Origin of the sequence: Actinoplanes sp. NPDC051861 (assembly GCF_040681145.1) — a bacterium.
In the GTDB taxonomy this organism is placed as follows: Bacteria; Actinomycetota; Actinomycetes; order Mycobacteriales; family Micromonosporaceae; genus Actinoplanes.
This window is the reverse complement of record NZ_JBFAYE010000033.1, coordinates 13,363-38,127: the sequence shown is the minus strand read 5'-3', so window position 1 is coordinate 38,127 and position 24,765 is coordinate 13,363. Positions and strand designations below refer to the sequence as shown.

The following is a 24,765-nucleotide window of genomic DNA, read 5'->3' as shown; positions in this document are numbered from 1 at the left end:
TCCGACCGGGAGCGTAGACGCGGCGTACCAAATGGGATTATCGCCGCTTATCGACACTACGGACGGTTCTGATCTGGTCACTCCGCGAGAAATATGGCGAACGGAGCAACGAAGGATGGAGGCGCACCATGTCAGGCAACAGAGCGGTTGTCTACCAGGGGCCCGGCAAGGTCGAGGTACGCGACCTGGACTATCCGACCTACGAGATGAAGGACGGGCCCGGCGTCAACAAGATGAACGTGGGGCGCAAGACGCCGCACGGGGCGATCCTCAAGACGGTCGCCAGCAACATCTGCGGCAGCGACCAGCACATGGTCCGCGGGCGCACCACCGCCCCGGAGGGGCTCGTGCTCGGTCATGAGATCACCGGTGAGGTCGTCGACGTCGGGCCGGACGTCGAGTACATCAGGGTCGGTGACGTCTGCTCGGTGCCGTTCAACATCTCCTGCGGCCGATGCCGCAACTGCAAGGAACGCAAGACCGGGGTCTGCCTGAACGTGAACCCCGACCGGCCCGGTTCGGCGTACGGCTACGTCGACATGGGCGGCTGGGTAGGCGGGCAGGCCGAGTACGTGCTCGTGCCGTACGCCGACTGGAACCTGCTGCGGTTCCCCGACCGGGACCAGGCGCTCGAGAAGGCGCTGGACCTGGCCATGCTCTCGGACATCTTCCCGACCGGGTACCACGGTTGTGTGAGTGCGGGCGTGACGACCGGCTCCACGGTCTACATCGCCGGCGCCGGCCCGGTGGGTCTGGCCGCCGCTACGTCGGCGTTCCTGCTGGGCGCCGCGGTCGTCATCGTGGGCGACCTGAACGAGGACCGGCTCGCGCAGGCCCGCAGCTTCGGGTGCGAGACGATCAACGTGTCCCGGGGTGAGCCGGCCGAGCAGGTGCAGCAGATCCTCGGCCGGGCGGCACCGGCGATCGGCCAGCCGCTGGTCGACTCCGCCGTCGACGCGGTCGGGTTCGAGGCCCGCGGTCACGGCCGCGACGCGCAGACCGAGATGCCGGCGACCGTGCTGAACTCGCTGATGGACCTGACCCGGGCGGGCGGCGCGATCGGCGTGCCCGGCCTGTACGTCACCGGCGACCCGGGCGGCGTGGACGAGGCCGCGAAGGTCGGCTCGCTCTCCCTGCGGCTCGGCCTGGGCTGGGCGAAGTCGCACTCGTTCGTGACCGGTCAGTGCCCGGTCATGAAGTACAACCACGGCCTGATGATGGCGATCCTGCACGACCGGGTGCAGATCGCGAAGAACGTCAACGCCACCGCGATCCCGATCGATCAGGCCCCGCAGGGCTACCAGGACTTCGATCAGGGTGCGGCCCGCAAGTACGTGCTCGACCCGCACGGATATCTCCGGCGGTGAGTGGGTCGCCGCGCCGGGCACCTGCCCGGCGCGGCGAGCGGTCACACCGTGATCGTCAGGGCGGCGACGTAGCCGGCGGAGACCGAACCGGTCACCGACGCCATCTGCGTCGCCGCCAGGTCGTCGCCGAACACCATGTCCCGGGCCAGGGTGATCCGGCTGAGGTTCGTGACCGACTGGGAGTACCCGGTGGCGCTCGCGTACACGGTCCGCGACACGGCCTCCGGCAGCGCGATCTGTGACGTCTTGCGGATCGGCCCGGACCCGCTGGTCGCCGCGGCCAGCGACGCGTACACCTCGAAGTGGATGTGCGGCCACCGCCCGGCGTAGCAGCCGGGGAAGATGCTGGTGAACGTCACGGTCCCGGACGCGTTGGTGACCTGGATGCCGCGCAGGTAGTTCTCGTTGGTGACACCCGAGGAGTACAACGAGTACCGCCCGGCCCGGTCGCAGTGCCAGGCGTAGATCGCCGCGCCCACCGTCGGCACACACGCCGCGTTGAGCACGGTCAGGGAGAACTGCAGCGGCACGCCCGGCGCGACAGTCGTCGAGGTGCCGAACGACGGCCGGATGTCGCTGCGGACGATGCCGGAGAGCACCCGGACGTTCGGCCCGTTGGAGCCGTCCGCCGGGTAGGGCCCGGCGGTCTCCGAGTCGACCTCGGCCGCGCACGCCGCGGCGGCCGGGCCGGCCGTGCCGCTGAGCAGCGAGCCGCCGGCCACGGCGAGGGCGCCGGCGCCGCCGACCGCGGTCAGCATCCGGCGCCGGGACATGGTGGGCAGGTCGTACGCGAGGCCCTTGTCGTGCACCTCGCGGACGAAGGCTTCGTTGTCCTGCATGTGGTTCCTCCTTCTGCCGTTGGGGGAGACCGCAGCAAAACATCGAAGCCTATGAATGCCCTGTGGTTGATCTCAGAGTCGGCATATCAACGGGGTCATCGCTAGAAGTAGATGTCCTCGTCCGCCTTGCGGTAATCGCGGAGCTCACCGAGTCGATCCTCCTCCAGCAGCCGCACGAAGGAGGGGTTTCCGAGCAGGATCCGGCCCAGCGCGACCAGGTCGTACTCGTCGGTCAGGCCGCGCTCCAGGAGATCGAGACGGGACAGCCACGACGAGCGGCTGAGCCCGACGGAACCCACCGTGATCGTGGGCAGGCCGGTGATCTTCTTGGCCCAGCCGGCCAGGTTCAGCGGTGAGCCGTCGAAGGCCGGCTCCCAGAAGCGGCGCTGCGACGCGTGCAGCACGTCCGCACCGGCGGCGGCGAGCACGGTCAGGATCTCGGCGAGCTCGGCCGGTGTCGCGGCGATGCGGGCGTCGTAGTCGCGTTCCTTGAACTGCGAGACGCGTACGATCAATGGGATCTGACCCGGAAGCTCCGCACGGACCGCGCCCACCACCTCGGCCGGGAAGGCCGCCCGCGCCGCCGGCGAACCGCCGAAGCGATCGGTGCGCCGGTTGGTCTCGGCCCACAGGAACTCGTCGAGCAGGTAACCGTGCGCCGCGTGGATCTCCACGGCGTCGAACCCGGCGCGCACCGCCACCCGCGCCGCCCGCGCGTAGGAGTCGATGATGACGTCGATGTCACCGGTGCTCATGGTCGACGGCGTCCACGCGGGGTAACCGTCGGCCGCCTCCCGCTCGCTGCCCAGATGCCACAGCTGAGCGGCGATCTTCCCGCCCGCCGCGTGCACCTCGCCGGTCACCCGCCGCCAGCCCGCCTCGGCAGAACCCGCCGTCATCCGCGGCACCGTGGTCTCGTGGCTCGCGCTCGGATGCCCGACCAGCACACCCTCGGTGACGATCAGGCCGACGCCGTTCTCCGCGCGGCGGCGGTAGTAGTCGGCGACCTCGGGTGTGGGCACGCCACCGGGCGAGCGGAACCGGGTCATCGGCGCCATCACGAAACGGTTCGGCAGGGTGAGGCCGGCGACGGAGACCGGGCTGCTCAGGCGGGTTGCGGTCATCATGGGACGACGGTAGAACTTGACACTGATGTGAGATTCAAGCCCTTGTGACCCAGGAGACAGCGATGCGCATCGGCGATCTCTCCGCGGCGACCGGCGCGAGCGCGCGGTCGCTGCGCTACTACGAGGAGCAGGGCCTGCTGGTCAGCGAACGGTCCGGCGGGGGCGGCCACCGGACGTATCCGGAGGTGGCGATCGAGCGGGTCGGGCTGATCAAATCGCTGCTGGCGGCGGGCCTGACCACGGCGACGATCAAGGACGTGCTGCCGTGCGTCGCCGACGAGAGCATCCGGACGCCGTGGCTGGCCGGCCGGCTGGGCGACGAACTCAAGCGGGTCGAGGAACAGATCACGGACCTGAACCGCACGCGCGACATCCTGGCCGGCCTGGTGGAGAGGTACGACACCGGACCGGCCAGCCGTGCGGCCGCCTAGCGGTAGGGCGGGAAGCGGCCGGTGAGCGGGGCGCCGGCCGCGAGTTTTTCGAACGCGATCGGGTCGGTGACCACTCGCCAGGTGTGGAACGGTTGTCGTCCGGGGGCGAAGGCGGCCTTGTAGCGGAAGAGGGAATCGTCCGCGCCGCCCAGGCCGCCGCCGAGGTGGTACGTGTGGTTGCCGCGCTCGCGGCCCCAGAGGCGCACCTCGTGGTAGAGCAGCTTGTCGGCCCACCAGATCTGTCCGTCGCGGGTGGACTGCAGGTGGGTGTGCATGATGCCGCCGAGCTCGAAGAACAGGTTGCCGCCCAGCACCTCGTCGCCGCAAAGGGCCACGGCCAGGTGGATGTGGTCGCCGAGTGCGTGGCGCAGCCGGTGGAAGTGGGACGGCTCGAAGAAGTAGAAGCCGGTGGCGCCGACCCGCCGCATGGTCGCGTGATACGTGGCGATCCAGTCGTCCAGCAGGGTCCAGTCGTCGAAGACGATCCGTACGCCCGCGCGCCGCGCCTTGCTGATCTGGTTGCGGTGTGTGCGGTGGGTGTCCGACCAGATCTGTTCGGTGCCGAGCGTCAGGTCGATCGTGACGGTCTCGCCGTGGTGCACGACGGTGCCGGCGCTCTCCAGAACGTCGAGCGGGGCGGGCAGCAGCGGGTGGAGCCGGGCGAACGCGGTGATCACGTCGTGGGTGCGCAGCAGGTCGGACATGGCCCGGACCGCCCGGCTCCAGAAGCCGGTGCCGGCGGGCACGACGTTGCTGATCGGGCCGGGGTAGCCGTACGGGGAGATCGCGTCCGACAGTCCCGTCTCCGGGATCGGGCGCAGGACCAGGGGAACGAGGAGTACCCGCTCGTCCTCGTCGTACCGGAACGCCACCGGTGTGCCTCCGCTGAGCCGGGCGTCCAGGCTGACGTAGTCGGGCAGGTGGTAGACGTCGTGGCGGACGCGGTCGAGCGCGTCCGCCCACGATCTGTCGTCGGGTTGCAGTAGGGCGCCTTCGGCCATCGGTCATCCCTTCGCTGTTCTGTTGTCAAGCGGTGTTCGGCACCGCCAGCCGGTGATGGGCGGCGTCCGGGCGCCGCCGTGCCCGGCTCCACCTGCGGGCGCTGAGCGTCCAGCGCAGCAGGGTGCGGGGCACCGTGTTCTGGGTGGCCATGTGCAGCAGGTAACGCCACATCGGATACTCCCCGCGCCGGTTCGACAGAGCGTACGAGAACCGCCTGGCAGGTAGGTCCACGTAGTCGGGGACCCGCTCGAACCAGGCGCTGCTGGCCCGCGCCGCGCGCTGCAGCGGTGCCAGTGCCGCCTTGCGGCGGTGCTCGTAACGTTCCAGGGCCACGGCCAGCTCGTCACCGGAGGCGATGGCGTCCGCCAGCGCCATCGCGTCCTGCATCGCCAGCTTGGTCCCGGAGCCGATCGCGAAGTGTGTGGTGTGCGCCGAGTCGCCCATCAGCACGACGTTGCCGTGGTCCCAGCGCTGGGCGGTGACCCGGCGGAAGTTGAGCCAGCCGGTGCCGCCCACCTCGGCGCGGTGGTCGATCAGCTCCTTGCCGCCCAGGTGGTCGGCGAAGATCTCCTGCAGCTTCGCGGCGCCGGTGCGGGCGTCCAGGTCGTCGAAGCCGAGCGCGGACCACGTCGACGGCTGGCATTCGACGATGAAGGTGCTGGTGGTGGAGTTGAACGGGTACGCGTGGAACCAGATCCAGCCGGCCTCGGTCTTCTCGAAGCCGAACGTGAACGTGTCGAAGACGTGCGGGGTGCCGAGCCAGATGTACTTGTTGGAGGCGACCTCGACCTCGGCGCCGAAGTGTTCCGCGTGCTGCTCGCGGATCCGGCTGCGAGCGCCGTCGCAGGCGATGACCAAGTCAGCCGGTGGCAAGTCCGACAAATCCGATAAATCGGATCTGTAGCTCACGACAACCCCGAGTTCGGCCGCCCGTTCGGCCAGGATCTCCAGCAGGCGGTGCCGGCCGAGGCTGAACCCGTACCCGGCCAGGTGAGTGACCGGTTTCCCGGTGGCACGCACCTCGTACTCGTCCCACTGGCGCGCGGAGGCGAAGATCCGCTCCGCGCTCACCGAGTCGTATCGGAACAGGTCGTCGAGCAGGTCGTCCCAGAAGACCACGCCCCAGCCCCAGGTGACACCGGCCGGGTTGCGCTCCAGCACGGTGACCTCGTGGTCCGGGTCGGCGAGCTTCGCCAGCACCGCGAAATACAGTCCGGCGGGACCTCCGCCGACGCAGGTGATCCGCATGGCGCGCTCCTAACGGTAGGACGGGAACGTGGTGGTCAGGTCGGCCGGGTCGGCGCCCGGTTTGCGCTCGCGCACCAGGGCCTCGTACGCCGGCCGGTCCGCCACCACCCGCCAGGTGTGGAACGGGTGCCGGCTCGTCGAGAACCCCGCCTTGTACGTGAACAGCGAGTCGTTGGCGCCGCCCTTGCCGCCGCCCAGGTGGAAGACCTCGTCGCCGCGGGCCTTGCACCAGCGCCGGACCTCGTCGTAGAGCAGCTCGTCGGCGTACCGCTTCGGGGCTCGCCGGGTCGACGACACGTACCCGGTGGCGATCCCGTCGTAGCTGAAGAACGTGTTGCCGCCGACCACCTCGTCGCCCTCCAGGGCCACCGCGAGGTGCATCCGGTCGCCGACCGCGTCGTGCAGCGCGGCCAGGTGCTCGCGGGTGAAGAAGTAGTAGGACGTCGCGCCCACCCGCCGCATGTTGTCGTGGTAGACGTCGACCCACTCGCCGAGCCGGTCCCAGTCGTCGAAGACCACCCGGGTACCGGCCCGCTTGGCCCGGTTGATGTGGTTGCGGTGGTCGCTGCGGGTCTGCTTCCACATCTCCTCGACCGAGACGGTCAGGTCCATCGACACGGTCTCGCCGTGGTGGACCACCGCGCCGTGGTGGCGCAGCGCCGGTATCGGCGGGTTCAGCAGCGGGTGCATCCGGATGAACGCGGTCACGATCCCCTCGGCCCGCAGCGTCTCGACGAACGCGGCGCAGGCCTGCTCCCAGAACTCGGCGTCGCCCGGCGGCGCGTCGGTCACCGGGCCCGGATAGCCGTACGGCGAGAGCGCGTCACGGAGCTCCGAACCGTTGATCGCCCGCACGATCAGCGGGATCAGCAACCGCCGGCCGTCGCGTTCGAAGTGGAACGCGGCCGGGGTGCCGCCGTACAGCCGCGCGTCGAGGACGACGTAGTCCGGCACGTGGTACATGTCGTGACCGACGTGCTGGAGCGTCTCCTTCCACTCGCGTGCCGCCGGGTCCAAGAGGGCAGCCGTCATCGTCCTGTCTCCTTCCGGCGTGTCACGACCGCAGAACGCGGGCGTTGAGCGCCATGTTCGCGGCGAACTGATCGTTCACCACCTGGTGTTTCTCCAGCCGCAGTTGCACGGCCGGGTCGTAGCGGCCCAGCTTCACGAAACCGTCGGCGAACCAGCCGTTGTCGGCGCCGGTGCCGTCGACGTACATCCGGTAGGTGGTGCCGGACGGCCACACGACCTCGGTGAGCAGGGCGCCGAAAGCCGCCATGTCGGCACCGGTCCAGGAGGTGCCGCGGTCACGGGCCTCCACGACGTACGTGATGACGCCGTTGCCGTGACCGACGTCCTGGCCGGGCCGCTTCGCCGAGTCCCAGACGTCGCTCCAGAAGTAGGCGGTCGCCTCGGCCGGGTTGCGCCGCATCTGCCCGTGCAGCCGGGTGCTGATCGTGTCGTGGACCGTCTGGTATCGGGTGCGGCGGCCGGCGTCGGCGGTGAGCAGCGACAGGTTCAACGAGATCAGCGCCCAGTGCGCCGCCATGTGCGTGCGCTCGCGGTAGATCGTGTCGTCGGCGCCGCGCGAGTACCACTTCTCGAAGATCTGCGTCTCGGCGAAGTCGAGCAGCCGCTGACTGCGGTCGCGGTAGTCGGCGCGCGCGGCGGGGTTGTCATGGACGGCGACCAGCAGCGACGTCGCGTACCGCCAGAAGTAGCTCTCGTAGAGCGGCACCTCGTCGCCGCCCTCGCCGGACTTGCGGGACGCCCATCCCGAGTACTCGTCCCTGAACTGGCTGTCCCGCAGTGATACCGAGGGTTTCGCCGACGCCACCACGTTCTCCACGTAGGTCAGCGCCCGGTCGAGGAAGCGGCGCTGATCGGTGGCCCGGAACATGGCGGTCAGGCCGTCCACGTCGTACGCCAGGTCGTAGTGGTCGCGGCTGTCGTCCGACCGGCTCAGCGGAATCCCGTTGCGGTACGAGAAATCCCAGCTCTTCATGAACACGCCGGTCCAGAACGCGACCGGTTTCACCTTGAGCGCGTCCTGGGTGGCCGGTGCCACGCCAGGCATCGGCTCGCGGATCGCCGGCACGTCCTCGCCGCCGCGCACCGCGGTGTGCGCCGCGGCGGTGGCGACCGCGGCCGCGCCGAGACCGAGTGTGATCAACACGGTGCGCCGCTTCATCGGAGCACCAGCTCACGGTCGGGGGACTTGACCGGGGTCAGCGCCGCCGCGGCGGCCAGCGCCGCGAAGATCCAGGCGAGCCGGGAGTCGTAGTAGTCACCGGAGAAGAGGCTGCTCAGAGCCACGAACACGGCCGCCGCGACGGCGAGCCCGGTCAGCTGCGGGCGGTTGCCGCCGCCGTGCACGACCCGGGTCCAGAGCACCAGCGACGCGGTGAGCAGGCCGAGGCCGATCAGCCCGCCCTCGGAGGCGACGCCGAGCAGATAGTTGTGGGGGTACTCGACGGCCTGGTTGACGCCGATCACGCCGTAGAAGCCGTCCAGCCCGGCACCGGCGACCGGGCGGTCGAGGAAGAGGTTCCACGCGGCGGCCCAGATCGAGGTCCGGTCGGAGAGATATTGTTCCTGCACGGTCTGCTCAACGAAGCGTTCCTGGAACAGGTCGGTGAATGCCGGCGGGGCGAACGCCCAGAGAGCAGCACCGGCGGCCACCAGCACCAGGGCCGCGGCCACGATCGGGCCGGTGCGCAGCCGGTGGCGCAGCTTGAGCAGCGCGGCGAAACCCACCACGGCGCCGGCGAGCAGGCCCGCCCGGGAGCCGGAGAGCACCGCGGCGAGCAGGAACAGCGGGGTCACCAGCAGCGGCCAGCGCTTTCCGGTGAGCATGAACAGCGCCACCGCGCTGATCACACCGAGGATCTCGATGCGGACGAAGACGTTCGGGCCGCCGCCGAACGCGGAGTAGCGGCCCTGTTCGCCGGGGCCGCTGATGAGGATCGCGGCGAGCGCGAAGACGGTCGCGACCACGAACAGCAGCCGGAACACCGTGCGGATGGCCTGGTCGGGGTCGCCCACCGCGTACACATAGAAAGCCAGCACCAGAACGCCCAGCAGGACCAGATCGAGGGTCTGCGGGCCGATCCGCGAAGCGGGCGGCGCCCACAGCGCCGAGGCGATCTGGAAGAGGAAGAAGAGCAGTGCCGCGAGCAGCCAGCCCTCCCGGCTCGGTGTGCCCTTCTCGCCCCTTCTCGCGACGTCGATGACGAGAAGCACGATCGCGAGGATCAGGCCGATCACGCGCAGGTCGACCCAGGCCAGGTCGACGAGGCCGGCCCGGTCGAGGGTGTAGCGGCCACCGATCGTCACCAGGACCAGCATCAGTCCCGGTGCCAGGAAGATCCGTGAGGTCACGGCCGGTCCTTCGCCACCATCGTCGTGATCAGTGCGAAGGCCAGGCAGGCGCCGTAGCCGAGCAGGGAGCCGTAGGCCGCGCCGAGGATGCCGATCTTCGGGATGAGCAGCACGTACGCCGCGAAGCTCACCGCGAACCCGGTGATCTCGGCGACCGACACGAGCCCGCTGTGCCCCTTCGCGATCAGCAGGCCGAGCGCGACCCGGGAGATCGCGTAGAGCCCGGCGGCGACGACGAGCGGCAGCACGATCGCCTTGGCCGGCGCGTACTGGTGGCCGAAGACCGGCTCGATCAGCAGGTACAGCCCGCCGGCCACGATCGGGACGACTACCAGGGTGTAGACGGCGGCGGCCACCACGAGCGGCTTGGCGCGCAGGCCGCCGTCGTTGTGCGAGGCACGCCAGCGGCCGAGGCGGGAGTCCGCGTACGCCCGGACCGGCCACGCGAGCAGCTCGGTCATCGTGGCCACCGACGTGTAGAGGCCGAGTGCGGCGGTGGACGCCAGCGCCGGGATGACCAGGCGGTCCACCCGCAGCATCGCCATGTTGGAGATCGCCGCGGGGAACAGGGCGAGGCCCTCCCGGCGCACCAGGCGGTTCTGGTCGGGCCGGACCGGGGCGGACCCGGGCAGCACCGGCAGCCGCAGCCAGATGACGAGGTAGACGACGGTGGGCGCGGCGCCGGCGAACAGGTAGGCGAGGAACCACATCTCGGGGTGCGAGGCGCCGGTGGCGTACAGGGCCACCAGCGTCACGAGCAGCAGCACCGCCTCGATGACCCGGCAGATCAGGAAGTCACGCACCCGCCCGACGGCGATCGCGATCGACCGGGTGGCCAGGCTGGCCGCCTCGATCAGCGCGTACCACGCCAGCATCGCGATGATCAGCGGGCCGGGGGAGAGGCGGTGCGGCGCGGCGATCGCGTAGACCACCGCGGCGGTCAGGAACAGGGCGCAGGGGACGAGGAGCAGCCGGGCGTACGCGCGGACGGCCGGCGCAGCCGACACGTTGTGGTAGCTCGCCACGAAACTGCGCTCGGTGCCGAGCAGCAGGACCTGGGTGGTCAGGTAGACCACCTGCAGCAGCAGCGCGACCTCACCGCGGTGGGTGGGTGTCAGCGAGCGGACCATCAGGATGTTGGCGGCCAGGGCGACGCCGCCGGTGAGCACCTGGGAGGCGAGCAACTGGACGTACGGCTCGCGGAGCATGCCGCCGACGAAGGCGACCGGGCTCCGTGGCGCCGCCTCCTGGACCCTACTCACTCTTGTCCTCAGGTGGTGTCTCGAAGACCTTCGCCCAGCCGCGGGCGACGTCGGGTTCCTTCTCCGGTTTCTCGTCCTTCTCCGGCGGGCTGATCTCGGCCTTCACGACCTGGGCGCGGCCACGTGCGGGGCCGACCACCGGCAGGGAGACGAACGTGTCGTCGATCCTCGGCGGGCGGTCGGGCGCCTCGCTGAACAGGCCCAGACCGGTCTCGGCGGGCTGCACCTCGGCCACCACCTCGTGCCAGTCCTTGCCGGTCGGCAGCTTGCGGGGCAGCGCGTTGAGCACGGCGCCGGCCACCTCCGCGCCGACGCGCTCGAGCAGGTCCATCGACGTGCGCACGTCGGCTGTACGGGTGTGGTTGGCCCGCACCACGAGCAGCGCCCGGTCGGTCACCCGGCTCAGCACCGCCGCGTCCGCCACGCCCTGCAGCGCCGGCGCGTCGACCAGCACGATGTCGAACCGCTCGGTCAGCGTCCGGACCGTGGCCCGTAGCCGCGGGGAGGCGAGCACCTCACCCGGGTCCGGCGCGTGCTCGCCGGCCGGCAGCACGGTGACCCGGCCGTTCAGCGAGCTCTGCAGCACGTCCGGCACCCGCGCGGTGCCCGCCAGCACCTCGGCCAGACCCGGTGCCCCGTCCAGCGCCAGGTAGCGGCCGACGCCCGGGTTGCGCATGTTCGCGTCGACGAGCACCACCCGGGCGCCGGTCTCGGCCATCGCTATCGCCAGCCCACAGGTGACCGCGGTGGTACCCTCCTTGCGGTGCGAGCCGGTGAGCAGCAGCGACCTGCCCGGCCCGAGGACCGCCGGGTCGGCCAGGTCCGGTATCAGGCTGCGCAGCCGCCGGAACGCCTCGGCGAGGGCCTGGTCCGGATGTGTTCCCCGGCCGGCGCGCCCGCCCAGCGAGATCGTCCCGACCGTGCCGAGGCCGAGCCGGCGCAGATCCTCCTCGTCGCCGACGGTCTTGGCGGTGGCCTCGCGCACGGCGACCGCCACCGCGCCGATGAGCAGGCCCAGCACGCTCGCGAAGCCGAGGTTGCGCAGCAGGTTGTCCGGCTCCTGGGTGGTCACCGCGTCCTGCACGATCGAGACGGCCGGTGCGGGGCCCTCCTCGCCCGGTGCGCCGATCTGCCGGGCCAGCCCGACCAGCACCGACGCGGCGGTCGTGACGATCTGCCGGCTCTGCTCCGGCGACTCGGCGGTGGCCGAGACGACCAGCAGGTCGGTGCCCTCGCGGACCTGGGCGGACAGGCTTTTCTGCACCTGCTCCGAGGTGACCTCGGGCCCGATCCGGTCCACCACGCCCTGCGCCACCCGCGGCCCGGTGAGCAGCGCGATGTACGAGTTGAGCCGCCGGGCACCGGCGTCCGGGTCGCCGTTGCCCCCGCTCACGAACAGGATCATCGAGGACCGGTGCCCGGGAGTACCGGTCATCGTCAGCCCGGCCGCCACGGTGGCCGCCACCAGCACCGGCACCACGAGCCAGAGCCATCGGCGCCGGCAGGCCCGTACGTACGCACGTAGTTCCACGCTCAACCCCCGCTCCGGACCGGGCTTCTCCCGGCCGCTCTGTCCAGGACCTCTTCGAAGCGGTCGAAGAGCATGTCCCGGGAGAACCGCTCGACGGCGAGGCGGTGCGCGGCCTCACGAGCCCGGTGCAGCCACAGGTCGTCGCGCAGGTGCCGGGCCAGGATCTCGCCTGCCTGCTCGGTGTCCTCCGGGTCGAGGACCAGGCCCGCGCCGGTCTCGGTGAGCAGGTCGGCCTGCCAGCCGCCGTAGTTGATGGCGATCGGTCGGGACGCGGCGAGCGCGTCGAAGAACTTGTTCGCCGAGTTGTCCCACAGGCCGCGGATCGGCCGGACCGTGCTGGACGACATGGTCGCGGCGCCGAGGATCACCGGCAGCTCGGACTTCGGCACCTTCTCCCACATGTGCACGTTCGGGTTCTCCGCGGCGAGTGCCTTCGTGGACTCCCACTCCCTGCCGTGACCCACGATCAGCAGCTGGATCCCGGGGTCCAGCTCGCGGATCCGGCCGAACGCCCGCACGAGGTATTCCACGCCGTTCACCGCGCCGAGCGCGCCGGTGTAGACCATCAGCGGCCGGTCGCCGAGCCAGCGGTGCTCGGCGCGGAACCGGCGCACCGCCTCCGGGTCGACGGTGAACAGGTCGATGTCGGCGGCGTTCGGGATGACCGTGGTGGGCGTGCCGGGGCGGCGGGCGACGACGCCGGCGGCCATGCCGGGGGAGAGCGCGACGACCTCGGCGGCGTTGCGATAGGCGAGGTTCGCCAGGGCGCCGGCCAGGCCGCGGGCGACCGGGTTGCGCAGGGCGCCCATCTCGATCGGCACCTCGGGCCAGAGGTCACGGACCTCGAAGACGAACGGTACCCGGCGCAGCTTGGCCGCGAGTACGCCGGGCACCGCGACTGTGAGCGGTGTGCTGGTGGCGAAGACCAGATCCGCTTTGAGCCGGGCGGCGCGCGTCCCGGCCAGGATCATGAACTCGGCGAAGGCGCGCAGGCGGCGCGCGTACGACATGTTGTTGTTGTAGGGGACGCGGAACCAGTGGACGGTGACGCCGTCGTCGTCGGTCACCTTCCAGCCCATGTCGCGGGCGCCGGGCGTGATGTCGGTGGTGATGACGTCGACCGAGTGGCCGCGCGCGACCAGGCGGCGGGCCTGCTCGTACGAGCGGATCCCGCCGGCCATGCCCGGGTTGCAGTAGTACTGATGGATGTAGACGATGCGCATCCGCCGCGTCATCCTTCCTGGGCTGAACGGACCGCTTCCACGACCCGTTGCCGGTCGTGCGCGGTGAGGGCGGATCCGCTCGGCAGGCACACGCCCCGGCGGAAGAGTCCGGCGCTGACCTCGCCGCCGCGCATCACGCAGTCCTGGAAGACGGGCTGCAGGTGCATCGGCTTCCAGGCGGGGCGCCCCTCGATGTCGCGGGCGGCCAGCTCGGCGAGGACCCGGTCGCGGTGCTCGTCCACCAGCACGCAGGTCAGCCAGTAGTTGGGCACGCCGTAGCCGGCGACCGGCATGAACGTCAGACCGGGCAGGTCGCCGAGGGCGGAGCGGTAGAACTCGAACGTCTCGCGGCGCGCGGCGATCATCTGTTCCAGGCGCAGGAGCTGGCCCCGGCCGACGGCGGCGAGCAGGTTGCTGAGCCGGTAGTTGTAGCCGATGTGCCGGTGCTCGTAGTGCGGCACCGGCTCGCGGGCCTGGGTGGCCAGGTGCCGGGCCTGCTTGGCGACCCGGCTGTCGTCGGTGACGAGCATGCCGCCACCACCGGTGGTGATGATCTTGTTGCCGTTGAACGACAGGACCCCGGCCAGCCCGAACGACCCGGCGCTGCGTCCGCGGTAGGTCGCGCCGAGCGCCTCCGCCGCGTCCTCGATCAGCGGCACGCCGTAGCGGTCGCACGCTTCCAGCAACGGGTCGTAGTCGGCACACTGCCCGTACATGTCCACGGCGACGACGGCCCGCGGCAGCTGCCCCCGCTCGGCGCGGGTCCGCAGTTCCTCGGCGACCAGTACGGGATCCACGTTCCAGCTGTCCGGCGTGCTGTCCACGAAGACCGGCCGGGCGCCGAGATAGACGACCGCGTTCGCGGTGGCGGCGAACGTGAACGAGGGCACCAGGACGGTGTCGCCGCGGCGTACCCCGGCCGCGATCAGCGCCAGGTGCAGCGCCGCGGTGCCGCTGCTGAGCGCCACCGCGTGCCGGACACCGACCAGCTCGGCCGTCTGCGCCTCGAAGGCGTCCAGGTCCGGGCCGACCGGCGCCACCCAGTTCGAGTCGAACGCCGCGAGCAGCAGCTTGCGCTCCAGGTCGCTGACGTCGGGTGGGGACAGATAGATGCGCGCGTCAGTCATGGACCCGGGTCCTCACTGCCAGAATCGGCCAGGCCGGGTGCAGGCCCTGGCGGCGGATCCACATCGGCGAGTCGCCGGCGTGCATGGCCGGGCGCAGCGTGGTGGCGAAGCTGCGATATCCGGCCTCCCGGGCGGTGCGCACGTCGCGCTCGCGGAAGTCGACGGCGGGATGCCCGTACGGCGCGGCGAAGTCGCGGACCTCGACGCCCAGCTCTTCCTCGATCTCGCGTTTCGAGTCGATCAGCTCGCGGGCGGCGGCCTCGTCGTCCTGGTCGGCAAGCCGGGTGTGCGTGACGGTGTGCGATCCGAAGTCGAACCCCTCGGCGACCAGGTCGCGGCAGTCCTGCCAGGTCAGGTTCCCCGGCCGGCCGACCATGCCGGAGGTCAGGAAGAACATCGCCGGCACGCGCAGCTCCCGCAGCAGCGGGGCGGCGACGTCGCGCCAGGTGAGGTGCGCGTCGTCGAAGGAGAGGCAGAACATCGGGCCGGGCAGCGGCCGGTCACCGGCGAGCACGGCGAGCGCGTTCTCCCAGGAGATCATCGGCCCGATCCGGCTCAGGGTGCGCAGGTGGTGGCGCAGGTCGTCGCCGTACTCCGCCGGGACGTCGTGGTAGAAGGGGAAGTAGAGACCCGGTGCGCTGGGCAGGCGGCGCAGCAGCCCGGCGGGCGCCAGGATGCGGCCCTGGACCCGGGGCCGGGCCCGGAGCCTGCTGCGCAGCCCCAGCTCGTTCAGGCGTTTTCTGATCGCCGTAGGCACGGCACCTCCCGGTCTGTCCTCACCGTTCCACCCACGATTGCAAATGCGTGGGGAGACCGGCAGTAGCAATTGTCATAATGAACGCGAGGATGATTCACATCGATTTGGAATAGCCCGATCGGCTCCTTGCGGAATGCGCTTACGATGACGCATCATCCGCCCACAGGTATTTTTCTTCACCGGGGATCACATGCTTCGACTGCAACGCGTGGAGCCGTCGCCCGCGCTCTGGAACGACCGCGCGGCATACCCGGACCGATTGATCTTCCACACGCCCGAGTGGCTCGCGTTCGTGGCCGAGTGCCAGGGCGCCGAGCCGGTGCTGGCCACCGTCACCGACGGCAGCACGCCGGCCGGTCACTTCACCGGCCTGCTCACGAGGAAGTACGGCCTGCGCATCCTGGGCAGCCCGATGGCCGGCTGGACCACGTCCTATCTGGGGTTCCAGCTGGACCCGGGTGTGTCGCGGCGTGCCGCGCTCGACGCGCTGCTGCCGTTCGCCTTCGACGAGCTCGGCTGCGCGCACGCGGAGGTCCGCGACCGCTTCCTCACCGAGGCGGACCTGGCCGGGTCGGGTCTGCTCTGGGAGTCCGCCCCGACCGCGGTGATCAATCTGGAGCCGTCCGAGGATGATCTTTTCGCCGCGATGGCCAGTGCCTGCCGGCGCAACATCCGCAAGGCGGCCAAGTCCGGTGTCGTCATCGAAGAGGTGGACGGCGATCCCGCATTCGCCGACGAATTCTACGATCAATTACGGGACGTATTCGCGAAACAGAACCTGGTGCCCACCTATTCGGTGGAAAGAGTTCGGTCGTTGATCCGTCACCTGTCGCCCGCCGGGCGGATCCTGCTGCTGCGCGCCCGCGACGGCGAGGGCCGGTCGATCGCCACGGCGGTCCTGCCGTGGCACCACCGCGCGATGTACTTCTGGGGTGGCGCCAGCTATCGCGAGCACCAGCACCTGCGCCCCAACGAGGCGCTGATCTGGCACGCGCTGCGCTGGGCCCGGGCCCGGGGGCTCACCGAGTTCGACTTCGTGGGCGGCAACTCCTACAAGGCGAAGTACGGCACCACCGAGGTGCCGGTCCCGTGGGCCCGCCGGTCGCGCTCGCCGCTGGTGGCGCGCCTGCGCGACGCGGCAAAGCAGGGCTTCGCGCTGAAGCAGCGTGCCGCCGCCCGGCTGACGGGCGTACGCTGAAGCATTTGAAACTTCTTGCCGAGCAATGTGTCGTTATCGACGGTCGTGATTAGCGTCATAGGTCATCGATCATGGACTCAACAGGCAATATAACGTTGTTCACGCACCAGAAACAGCCTGCAAGTTCTGGAACCTCTTGCAAGAACGTAGCGTTCGATCCCGGCCGGCCATCCGAAAAGGACAGCCAACTGGGGGAGAAACGCCATGAAGCAACACCGAGGGCGCTGGGCCGTGGCCCTGGCGCTGGGCGCGGTCGCGGTGATCGCGGCGCCCGCCGAAGCCGCGGACACCAAGGTCGCGGCGGAGGTGAGCAGCGCGGTGCGTGACGGCGGGAAGACGACGTTCTGGGTTCTGCTGCGCGACACGCTCGACCTGACCGGCGGGCGCGCCGCCGAGGTCCACGACCGGGCGCGGGCGAGCGCCGCGCGCAGCCAGAAGGTCCTGCGCACGCTGCTGACCAGCCGCAAGGCGACGTTCGAGTCCTACTGGATCGCCGACACGATGCGCGTCACCGGCGACGCGGCGCTGGTGGAAGCCGTCGCGTCCCGCCCGGAGGTCAAGGCCGTGCTGCCGGACAAGCCGGTGACGCTGCCGGCACCGGCGGCCGGGCGGGTGCAGGCGGCCGTCGACGCCGTCGAGTGGAACATCGACCGGATCGGCGCGCCGCGCGTCTGGGCCGATCGCGACGACCGCGGTCAGGGGATCGTGGTGGCCAACGTCGACACCGGCGTCCAGTTCGACCACCCGGTGCTGGCCGCCGGATACCGGGGACGCCAGGCCGACGGGTCGTACCAGCACGACTACAACTGGTACGACCCGTCCCGCGTCTGCCCGGACGCGGCCCCCTGCGACAACAACGGGCACGGCACCCACACCATGGGCACGATCGCCGGATCCGAGGGCGTCGGCGTCGCACCCGGCGCCACCTGGATCGCCGCGAAGGGCTGCGAGACGAGCTCCTGCTCGGTGTCGGCGCTGCTCGCGGCCGGGCAGTGGATCGTCGCGCCGACCGACCGCAACGGGCAGAACCCTCGCCCCGACCTGGCCCCGGACGTGGTGAACAACTCGTGGGGCGGCGCGCCGGGCTTCGACCCGTGGTACGCCGACGTGGTCCGCGCGTGGGTGGCGGCGGGCATCTTCCCGGCGTTCTCCAACGGCAACGCCGGTCCGTCCTGCGGCACCGCCGCGACCCCGGGCTCGTACGCGGACACGTACTCCTCCGGGGCGTTCGACATCGGCAACGCGATCGCCGGGTTCTCCAGCCGGGGCTCCGGCCAGAACGGCACGGTCAAGCCGGACCTCGCGGCGCCCGGTGCCGACGTGCGCTCCAGCACGCCGGGCAACGGGTACGCGAGCCTCAGCGGTACCTCGATGGCCTCACCGCACACGGCCGGGACGGTCGCGCTGATCTGGGCGGCGGCACCGGCGCTGCGCCGGGACGTGGCGGCCACCCGGGAGATCCTGGACGCGACCGCGATCGACACCGACGACACGAGTTGCGGCGGCACGGCCGGTGACAACAACGTGTTCGGGGAGGGGAGGCTGGACGCGTACGCCGCCGTGGCCCTCGCCGTGCGCCCGGCAGGCAGCCTGACCGGCACGGTGACCGGTGCCGGCGTCCCGCTCGCCGGTGCGACCGTCGCGCTCACCGGCGCCGGCGACCGGACCACGGCCACCGGCGCCGACGGCGGATACCGGTTCGGGCGGCTCCCGGCCGGCGTGCACCACCTGCGGGTGAGCGCGTTCGGCTACGACACGTACGAGACCGACCTGCGGATCGTCGAGGGTGTGGCGCAGTCCCGCGACGCCGACCTGGCCGTGAGCGCCTCGGCGACGATCGAGGGCCTGGTCAGCGCGGCCGGCGCAGCCGTTCCCGGTGCGAGCGTGTCGCTGGCCGGTACGCCGGTCTCGGTGCGCACCGGCGACGACGGCCGCTACCGGATCGCTGCCCCGCTCGGCGCTCACCGGATCACGGTGAGCCCGCTCGGCGGCTGCACCGGTGGCGCGTCCCGTGACATCACGCTGACCGGTGACGTGACCGTGGACCTGCCGCTCGACCAGAGCACCGACCGGTATGGCCACGTCTGCGGCCCGTCGCCGGAGCCCTACCGGGCGGGCAGCGAGCGGCTGGCCCTGACCGGGGACGACAACGCGATCGAGGTGAGCCTGCCGTTCCCCGTCCCGCACTACGGCGTCGCCCACGAGCGGGCCTGGATCAGCACCAACGGGCTGATCTCCTTCGACGGCGCGCAGACCCGGTACGCGAACACCGGCCTGCCGGACGTCACCGAGCCGAACAACGCGATCTATCCGTTCTGGGACGATCTCTTCGTCGGAACCGACTCCGGTGTGTACATCGCTTCGGACGGCGACACGTTCGTGGTGGAGTGGCGCGACGTGCGGTTCTTCGGCGAGGACACGGCGCAGCGGCTCTCGGTGAGCGCGGTGCTCCGGCGCGACGGATCGGTCACCTTCGGATACCGAGGGCTGGCCGGGGCGCGAGCTGCCGGGATCAGCGCGACCGTCGGGCTGGAGGGCCCGGCGGGTGGCGACGGGTTCGCGTACGCGGTGAACGGCACCTCGGTGACCGAAGGCCTCGGGGTGAGGTTCCGGACGGCCTCGCGCCGCGTCGCGGCGACCTTCAACGTGACCGGCGAGACCTACTGGGGTCAGAACGTCTTCGTCACCGGGAACATCGGCGAGCTGGGTGAATGGGATCCGGCGCGGGCGGTCGCGCTCTCCGCCGCAGGCTATCCGGTCTGGTCCGGTGAGGTGAGCCTGCCGGCGGGCACGGCGATCGAGTTCAAGTACCTGAAGAAGAACCCGGACGGCAGCGTGACCTGGGAGCAGGGCGAGAACCGCAGCACCGTGACCCCGCCCGGCGGGCAGTACGTCACGCACGACGAGTTCCGGAGCTGATCCTGGCGGCGAGGCCCGCCGCCGACGCCCCGAGGGCGGCGGGCCTCAGCCAGGGATAATGCCTGTCAGGCCGCGGCAACGCGCTCGCGGACGACATCGGCACCGGCCGGCGTGCCCGGCAGAACCCCGTAGTCCCCGTACGTGCCGACGTAGACCGGGGTGTCCCGCTGGGTGCGCCGGTTCTCGGCGAGCGGGCCGATGTCGACGGCGTCGTAACCGATGCTGTCGAACAGCTCGGTGACCACCTTCTTGGCGTCCGCGTCGTCGCCCGCGATCGGCAGGGCCGACCGGTCGGCGGCGCCGGACGGGCGCCCGAGTGCGCCGAGGTGACCGGCCCAGATGTTGTTGAAGCCCTTCACCACGTGCGACTCGGGGAGGTGCGCCTGGAGCAGCTCACCCGTGGTGGTCGTGCCGTCCTCCAGCTCGGCGAAGACGCCGTCACGCTCGGGGTAGTAGTTGTTCGTGTCGATGACCACCTTGCCCGTGAGCGGCTCCGCCGGCACGTCCCGGTAGGCCTTCAGCGGGACCGTCACCACCACGATGTCGCCGGCCGCGGCCGCTTCCGCCACGGTGGCCGCGCGGGCCTTGGGGCCCAGCTCAGCGACCAGTTCCTGGAGGGTTTCCGGCCCGCGGGAGTTGCTCAGCACCACGTCGTGCCCGGCGGCCACCGCCAGGCGCGCCACGGTGCTGCCGATGTTCCCGCTGCCGATGAGTCCGATCGTCGTCATGTCAGCGCGAACCTCCCGGCGCAGCGAACGATTCCGGCAGGCGCGCCACCGTGATCGGGGGCACACCGGCCGGATCTCATTTCAGGCGCGGGCGCCGACCCAGGTCTCGGTCTCGTACGGGGCGACAACCAGCGCACACACCGGGTCGCTCTCGCAGACCGCGCCGTGCACCACGAAGTCCGGGTCGGTGAACGCCTCCTCGTGCCCGCGTACCACGTCACGCAGGCTGTTCTTGATCGCCTGGATCACGTAGCCCTCGCTGGTGCCCTCGTGCTCGACGAACAGCCCGCCCTGGCCGTCGAGGCGCTGCACCCAGCCGATGCCGGCCCAGGCCTGCTCACCCGGGAGCGTCGCGTACTGCTCGGCGTAGACGCAGTAGAGCTTGTCGCCCCAGGCGCCCTCCGGGACCGGGCCCTTGCCGCTCGGGTCGACGCTGGTGCCGGGCGGGATCACGCTCGACAGCCGGACCAGGTTGTACACGGCGATGTCGGCCTCGACCAGGGCGTCGTGGAACGCGGAGAGGGTGGTGGTGCCCCGCCCGGTCGCCTTCACGACGGGGATCTGGTCGTAAACCGCGGAAGTCTGCACCGTTAGCTCGTCCTTTGCTCACTCGAATCTTCCAGCTTCGGTGAGAAGGGTCGGCTGTCCGGCGGCGTACTGAAGGAATTGCGCCAGGGCAACAGCAGCGGCGTGGCCAGCAGGAGCGCGCCGGCGATCGCGATCGCGCCGCGAACACCGGCGACGGTGGCGAGCAGGCCCCAGAGGGCGGTGGCGGAGGCGATCGCGGCCTTGGTGCTCACCGACCAGGCGGTCAGCACGCGGGCCACCCGGTCCGGCGGGATCAGGTCGAGGCGTTCGGTCGCGAGGACCGGGTTGAACAGGCCGGCGCAGGTGATCAGGCCGAATTCGACGATCATCACGAGTGCCAGGCCGGCCGGTCCGGGCACGATCAGGGCGAGGCCGAGGCCCCAGCAGGCGCGCAGGGTTCCGGCGAGGATCAGGACCCGGTGCCGGCCGAGCTTGGCGACCATCGGTCCGGCCAGGCGGGATCCGAGAAGACCACCAAGGCAGGGTACGGCGAAAGCGAGCCCGTACTGCCACGGCGGGAATTCCAGCGTTCTGAGCATGAGGACGGCCAACAGTGGGGCCGGGGCCATGATCAGCGCGTTGACGGTGATCACATTGAGGAAGAGTCGTCGGAGTCGTGGGGTCCGCACGATGAATCGCCAGCCCCCCAAAACCGACTTATCCGTTTTTATCGGCTTCTTTGGTGGTTCGCTCTTGATTCCTCTCAGTGCCGTCGCCGACAGCAGGAAGCTCGTCGCGTTCAGGACGACGGTCAGGACCGGCCCGAACAGCCCGATCGCCGCACCGCCGGCCGGAGGCCCGAGAACCGTGGCGGTCCACGTCGTCGACTCGAACCGCGCGTTCGCCCGTAACAGCTGATCCGGCGGCACCAGCCATTTCAGGAACGCGCCGCTCGCGGCCGTGAACGCGATGTCCGCCGCCGCCGTCACGACCGACACCACGATCAGCTGAGCCAGGGTGAGCAGGCCCAGGGCGTACGCGACCGGCACCGTCAGCAGCGCCGCGCACCGCACCAGGTCCATCGCGACCAGCACCGGGCGCTTGCGGCGGAACTCCACCCAGGGGCCGAGCGGCACCGCCACCACCGCGCCGACCGCGAGCCCGGCCGCGGCGAGCAGCGAGACCTGCGCGGGCGTCGCGTCCAGCGCCAGGATCGCGATCAGTGGGAACGCGTCGAAGGCGAGCCAGGTGCCGAGGGTGGAGATCGCGTACGCGGTCCACAGCCGCCCGAACCCGCTCACCATGGGCCCGGACCCTACCCCCAGGATCATGTCGTTTGCGGGTGGGTAACACCATGGAGTCCGGCGCCGCCGAGGTCGGGGAGATTCCGTTGTTCGTGCTGTTCGGTCTGCGGACCAAGGACCACATGGTCGGCACCCGCATGATGACCTGCGAGGTCTGCGGGTGGGAGGCGCTCCAGTCGGTCCTGCGGCGCTCCACGAAGTTCACACTCTTCTTCATCCCGCTGTTCCCGGTGAAGGCAAGCCGCCACTTCCTGGTGTGCGGCCACTGCCGCGCCTTCCGCTGAGGCGGTCCGTCGTTGCGTGTTGAGTTGGGGTGTGTGGGTGGGCCGTACTCCACACGCTGAGGTGGTGGGTTGTTGCGTGTTGAGTTGGGGTTTGTGGGTGGGCCGTACTTCACACGCTGAGGTGGTGCGTTGTTGCGTGTTGAGTTGGGGTGCGTGGGAGGGCCGAACTTCACACGCGGGGGGGTTGGGCGGGCTGGATCCAGTCGAAGGTGCGTTCCACCGCGCGGCGCCAGTTGGCGTACTCGGCGGCGCGTACCGACGGGTCCATGGCGGGCATCCACTGGCCGGCGATGTGCCAGTTGCGGCGTAAACCGTCCAGGTCGGGCCAGTAGCCTACGGCCAGGCCGGCCGCGTACGCCGCGCCCAGCGAGACCGTCTCGACCGCGAGGGGGCGTACCAGTGGCACGTCGAGGACGTCGGCGATCATCTGCATGAGCAGGTTGTCGGCGGTCATCCCGCCGTCGACCTTGAGCGTGGACAGGGTGAGGCCGGAGTTGGCGTTCATCGCGTCGACGACCTCGCGGGTCTGCCAGGCGGTCGCCTCCAGGACCGCGCGGGCCAGGTGGCCCTTGGTGATGTACGAGGTCAGGCCCACGATCACGCCGCGGGCCTCACTGCGCCAATAGGGTGCGTAGAGGCCGGAGAACGCCGGGACGATGTAGCAGCCGCCGTTGTCCGCGACGGTGCGTGCCAGCGTCTCGATCTCCGGCGCTGTGGAGATCAGCTCCAGCTGGTCGCGGAACCACTGGACCAGCGAGCCGGTGATGGCTATCGAGCCTTCGAGGGCGTACGCGGCCGGCTCACCGGCGATCCGGTAGGCCACCGTGGAGAGCAGCCCGTTCTCCGGGCGGACCAGTTCCGTGCCGGTGTTGAGCAGCAGGAAGCTGCCGGTCCCGTACGTGCATTTCGCCTCACCCGGTGTGAAACACGTCTGCCCGAACAGCGCCGCCTGCTGGTCGCCGAGCGCCGCACCGATGCGCACCCCCGGGAACGCCGAGGTCGCCGTGCCGAAGACGCCAATCGACGGCCGCACCTCGGGCAGCATCTCCCGCGGTATGCCGAAGAACTCCAGGGACTCCTTCGACCACTCGAGCGTGTGCACGTCGAGCAGCATGGTCCGGCTCGCGTTGGTGACGTCGGTGACGTGCAGGCCGCCGGTCAGGTTCCAGATCAGCCAGGTCTCCATGGTTCCGCAGAGCACGTCGCCGCGTTCCGCCCGCTCGCGCAGGCCGGGCGTGTGGTCGAGGGCCCACTTCAGCCGGGGCCCGGAGAAGTACGTGGCCAGCGGAAGCCCCGATCGCGCCTCGACAGCGGGCGCGTCTGGTCGTCCGGAGAGCTCGTGCACCAGCGCGTCGGTACGGGTGTCCTGCCAGATGATCGCGCGGCCGATCGGCGTACCCGTCCTGCGGTCCCACAACACCGTGGTCTCCCGCTGGTTCGCGATGCCCAGCGCGGCGACCTGATCGAGGCCGATCCCGGCCCGGCTCAGCGCCCGCGGTGCGAGCCTCTCCACGTTGCGCCAGATCTCGGCGGCGTCGTGCTCGACCCAGCCGGGCCGCGGGAAGTGCTGCTTGTGCTCCTGCTGGGCGAGCGAGACCAACTGGCCGCGCCGGTCGAACACGATGCAGCGGGTGGAGGTGGTGCCCTGGTCGATCGCGACCACGTATCGCTCGGTCATCGGGCGGCTCCCAGGTCCCGCGAGACCGCGCGGGCGGCGTCGCGGACGTAGGTGACGAGTGGGGCGCGCGGCCGGTAGCGGCTGTCGCAGAGCCGCTCGACCGGGCCGGAGATGCCGATCGCGCCGACCACCAGGCCGCCGAACCCGCGGATCGGCGCGGCGATCGACGCCTGCCCGAGCAGGAACTCCTCGATCTCCACGGACCAGCCGACCTCGCGTACCCCGTCAAGCGCGGCGGTCAGCGCGCGCGGCTCCACGATCGTGAGCCGCGTGTACGCCTCCAGCTCGGACGGTGTGAACGGCCGGTACGCCAGCAGCACCTTGCCCAGCGCGGTGGCGTGCAGCGGCAACAACGCGCCGACCTCGAGGGTCTGGAACGTGTCGTCGGGCCGGAACACGTGATGCACCACCAGGACACGCCCCTCCAGGACCGTGCCGATCCGGACCGCCTCACCGCTGCGGGCGGCGAGGGGGTCGGCCCAGACGATCGACCGTGAGCGCAGTTCGTTGATGTCGAGATAGCTGGTGCCGAGATGCAGCAGGGCCCCGCCGAGCTGGTACTGCCCGGAGACCCGGTCCTGCTCGACGAAGCCGACACCCTGCAGGGTGCGCAGAATGCCGTGCGTGGTGCCCTTGGCCAGGTCCAGCGCGCGGGCGATCTCGCTGAGCCCCAACCGGCCCGGCCCACCGGCGAGGATCCGCAGGATCGCGGCCGCTCGCTCGATCGACTGCACCGTACCGGGCATGTTTCGGACTCTATGCCACCGTGTGACGACCCGCCGTGATTGATGTTCGACAATGCCGACCGCTGTTCATTGCCCCACTTCGGAC

Annotated in this window: 22 protein-coding genes; 5 read left to right on the top strand and 17 right to left on the bottom strand. The window is 70.7% G+C overall.

What is annotated here, in order from left to right; genetic code table 11:
* Positions 1-128: 128 nt before the first annotated feature.
* Positions 129-1,367 (top strand): formaldehyde dehydrogenase, glutathione-independent, encoded by a 1,239-nt coding sequence (fdhA, locus tag AB0M02_RS44560; protein ID WP_364238586.1) that lies wholly within the window; start codon positions 129-131, stop codon positions 1,365-1,367.
* Positions 1,368-1,408: 41 nt separating this feature from the next.
* On the opposite strand, the gene AB0M02_RS44555 is transcribed toward fdhA, so the two are convergent.
* Both AB0M02_RS44555 and AB0M02_RS44550 read right to left on the bottom strand, forming a co-directional pair.
* Positions 1,409-2,206 carry an intradiol ring-cleavage dioxygenase gene (locus AB0M02_RS44555; protein WP_364238585.1) on the bottom strand — a complete coding sequence of 266 codons (798 nt, stop codon included), beginning with the start codon at positions 2,204-2,206 and terminating at the stop codon, positions 1,409-1,411.
* Positions 2,207-2,307: 101 nt separating this feature from the next.
* Positions 2,308-3,333, bottom strand: a complete 1,026-nt coding sequence (locus AB0M02_RS44550; RefSeq protein ID WP_364238584.1) for a 12-oxophytodienoate reductase — start codon at positions 3,331-3,333, stop codon at positions 2,308-2,310.
* Between the two features lie 62 nt (positions 3,334-3,395).
* Here AB0M02_RS44550 and AB0M02_RS44545 point away from each other — a divergent pair, with 62 nt between their 5' ends.
* Complete coding sequence (locus tag AB0M02_RS44545) at positions 3,396-3,764, top strand: MerR family transcriptional regulator (protein WP_364238583.1); 369 nt, start codon at positions 3,396-3,398, stop codon at positions 3,762-3,764.
* Here the strand turns inward: AB0M02_RS44545 and AB0M02_RS44540 are convergent.
* From AB0M02_RS44540 to AB0M02_RS44495, 10 genes are read right to left on the bottom strand one after another with little or no spacing between them, the layout of a single operon-like run.
* On the bottom strand, positions 3,761-4,765 hold the full coding sequence (locus tag AB0M02_RS44540; RefSeq protein WP_364238582.1) for a GNAT family N-acetyltransferase: 1,005 nt from the start codon (positions 4,763-4,765) through the stop codon (positions 3,761-3,763). The two genes, AB0M02_RS44545 and AB0M02_RS44540, sit on opposite strands and share 4 nt — an antisense overlap.
* 25 nt (positions 4,766-4,790) lie before the next feature.
* Positions 4,791-6,014 (bottom strand): FAD-dependent monooxygenase, encoded by a 1,224-nt coding sequence (locus AB0M02_RS44535; protein WP_364238581.1) that lies wholly within the window; start codon positions 6,012-6,014, stop codon positions 4,791-4,793.
* A 9-nt stretch (positions 6,015-6,023) separates the two neighbouring features.
* Entirely contained in the window at positions 6,024-7,046 is a 1,023-nt protein-coding gene (locus tag AB0M02_RS44530; RefSeq protein ID WP_364238580.1) for a GNAT family N-acetyltransferase, read from the bottom strand.
* A gap of 22 nt (positions 7,047-7,068) precedes the next feature.
* Positions 7,069-8,205 (bottom strand): hypothetical protein, encoded by a 1,137-nt coding sequence (locus tag AB0M02_RS44525; RefSeq protein ID WP_364238579.1) that lies wholly within the window; start codon positions 8,203-8,205, stop codon positions 7,069-7,071.
* A complete protein-coding gene (locus tag AB0M02_RS44520) occupies positions 8,202-9,395 on the bottom strand; it encodes an O-antigen ligase family protein (protein WP_364238578.1) in 1,194 nt (397 codons plus the stop codon). The genes AB0M02_RS44525 and AB0M02_RS44520 overlap by 4 nt, the downstream gene beginning before the upstream one ends.
* Positions 9,392-10,657, bottom strand: coding sequence for an NAD(P)H-quinone oxidoreductase (locus AB0M02_RS44515; protein WP_364238577.1), 1,266 nt, complete (start codon positions 10,655-10,657; stop codon positions 9,392-9,394). Before AB0M02_RS44515 ends, AB0M02_RS44520 begins: the two co-directional genes overlap by 4 nt.
* A complete protein-coding gene (locus tag AB0M02_RS44510) occupies positions 10,650-12,188 on the bottom strand; it encodes a polysaccharide biosynthesis tyrosine autokinase (protein ID WP_364238576.1) in 1,539 nt (512 codons plus the stop codon). The genes AB0M02_RS44515 and AB0M02_RS44510 overlap by 8 nt, the downstream gene beginning before the upstream one ends.
* Positions 12,189-12,190: 2 nt before the next feature.
* Positions 12,191-13,411, bottom strand: a complete 1,221-nt coding sequence (locus AB0M02_RS44505; RefSeq protein WP_364238575.1) for a glycosyltransferase family 4 protein — start codon at positions 13,409-13,411, stop codon at positions 12,191-12,193.
* A gap of 8 nt (positions 13,412-13,419) precedes the next feature.
* Entirely contained in the window at positions 13,420-14,538 is a 1,119-nt protein-coding gene (locus tag AB0M02_RS44500) for an aminotransferase class I/II-fold pyridoxal phosphate-dependent enzyme (protein ID WP_364238574.1), read from the bottom strand.
* Complete coding sequence (locus AB0M02_RS44495; protein ID WP_364238573.1) at positions 14,531-15,295, bottom strand: polysaccharide deacetylase family protein; 765 nt, start codon at positions 15,293-15,295, stop codon at positions 14,531-14,533. The genes AB0M02_RS44500 and AB0M02_RS44495 overlap by 8 nt, the downstream gene beginning before the upstream one ends.
* A 208-nt stretch (positions 15,296-15,503) precedes the next feature.
* Between AB0M02_RS44495 and AB0M02_RS44490 the strand changes: the two genes are divergently transcribed.
* Entirely contained in the window at positions 15,504-16,493 is a 990-nt protein-coding gene (locus AB0M02_RS44490; protein ID WP_364238572.1) for a GNAT family N-acetyltransferase, read from the top strand.
* 204 nt (positions 16,494-16,697) lie between these two features.
* The gene (locus AB0M02_RS44485) at positions 16,698-19,412 is read left to right on the top strand and encodes a S8 family serine peptidase (RefSeq protein ID WP_364238571.1); all 2,715 of its coding nucleotides are present in this window, start codon (positions 16,698-16,700) and stop codon (positions 19,410-19,412) included.
* A 65-nt stretch (positions 19,413-19,477) separates the two neighbouring features.
* Here AB0M02_RS44485 and AB0M02_RS44480 read toward each other — a convergent pair whose 3' ends face one another.
* From AB0M02_RS44480 to AB0M02_RS44470, 3 genes are read right to left on the bottom strand one after another with little or no spacing between them, the layout of a single operon-like run.
* Positions 19,478-20,206 (bottom strand): NADPH-dependent F420 reductase, encoded by a 729-nt coding sequence (locus AB0M02_RS44480; RefSeq protein ID WP_364238570.1) that lies wholly within the window; start codon positions 20,204-20,206, stop codon positions 19,478-19,480.
* A gap of 15 nt (positions 20,207-20,221) precedes the next feature.
* Positions 20,222-20,728, bottom strand: a complete 507-nt coding sequence (locus AB0M02_RS44475; RefSeq protein ID WP_364238569.1) for a pyruvoyl-dependent arginine decarboxylase — start codon at positions 20,726-20,728, stop codon at positions 20,222-20,224.
* A 2-nt stretch (positions 20,729-20,730) separates the two neighbouring features.
* Positions 20,731-21,972: an MFS transporter gene (locus AB0M02_RS44470; RefSeq protein ID WP_364238568.1), complete on the bottom strand. Its 1,242-nt coding sequence runs from the start codon at positions 21,970-21,972 to the stop codon at positions 20,731-20,733.
* A 38-nt stretch (positions 21,973-22,010) separates the two neighbouring features.
* Here AB0M02_RS44470 and AB0M02_RS44465 point away from each other — a divergent pair, with 38 nt between their 5' ends.
* Entirely contained in the window at positions 22,011-22,256 is a 246-nt protein-coding gene (locus tag AB0M02_RS44465; RefSeq protein ID WP_364238567.1) for a zinc-ribbon domain-containing protein, read from the top strand.
* Between the two features lie 169 nt (positions 22,257-22,425).
* Here the strand turns inward: AB0M02_RS44465 and glpK are convergent, their stop codons facing one another.
* The gene (glpK, locus tag AB0M02_RS44460; protein WP_364238566.1) at positions 22,426-23,934 is read right to left on the bottom strand and encodes a glycerol kinase GlpK; all 1,509 of its coding nucleotides are present in this window, start codon (positions 23,932-23,934) and stop codon (positions 22,426-22,428) included.
* On the bottom strand, positions 23,931-24,680 hold the full coding sequence (locus AB0M02_RS44455; RefSeq protein WP_364238565.1) for an IclR family transcriptional regulator: 750 nt from the start codon (positions 24,678-24,680) through the stop codon (positions 23,931-23,933). Before AB0M02_RS44455 ends, glpK begins: the two co-directional genes overlap by 4 nt.
* Positions 24,681-24,765 lie beyond the last annotated feature (85 nt).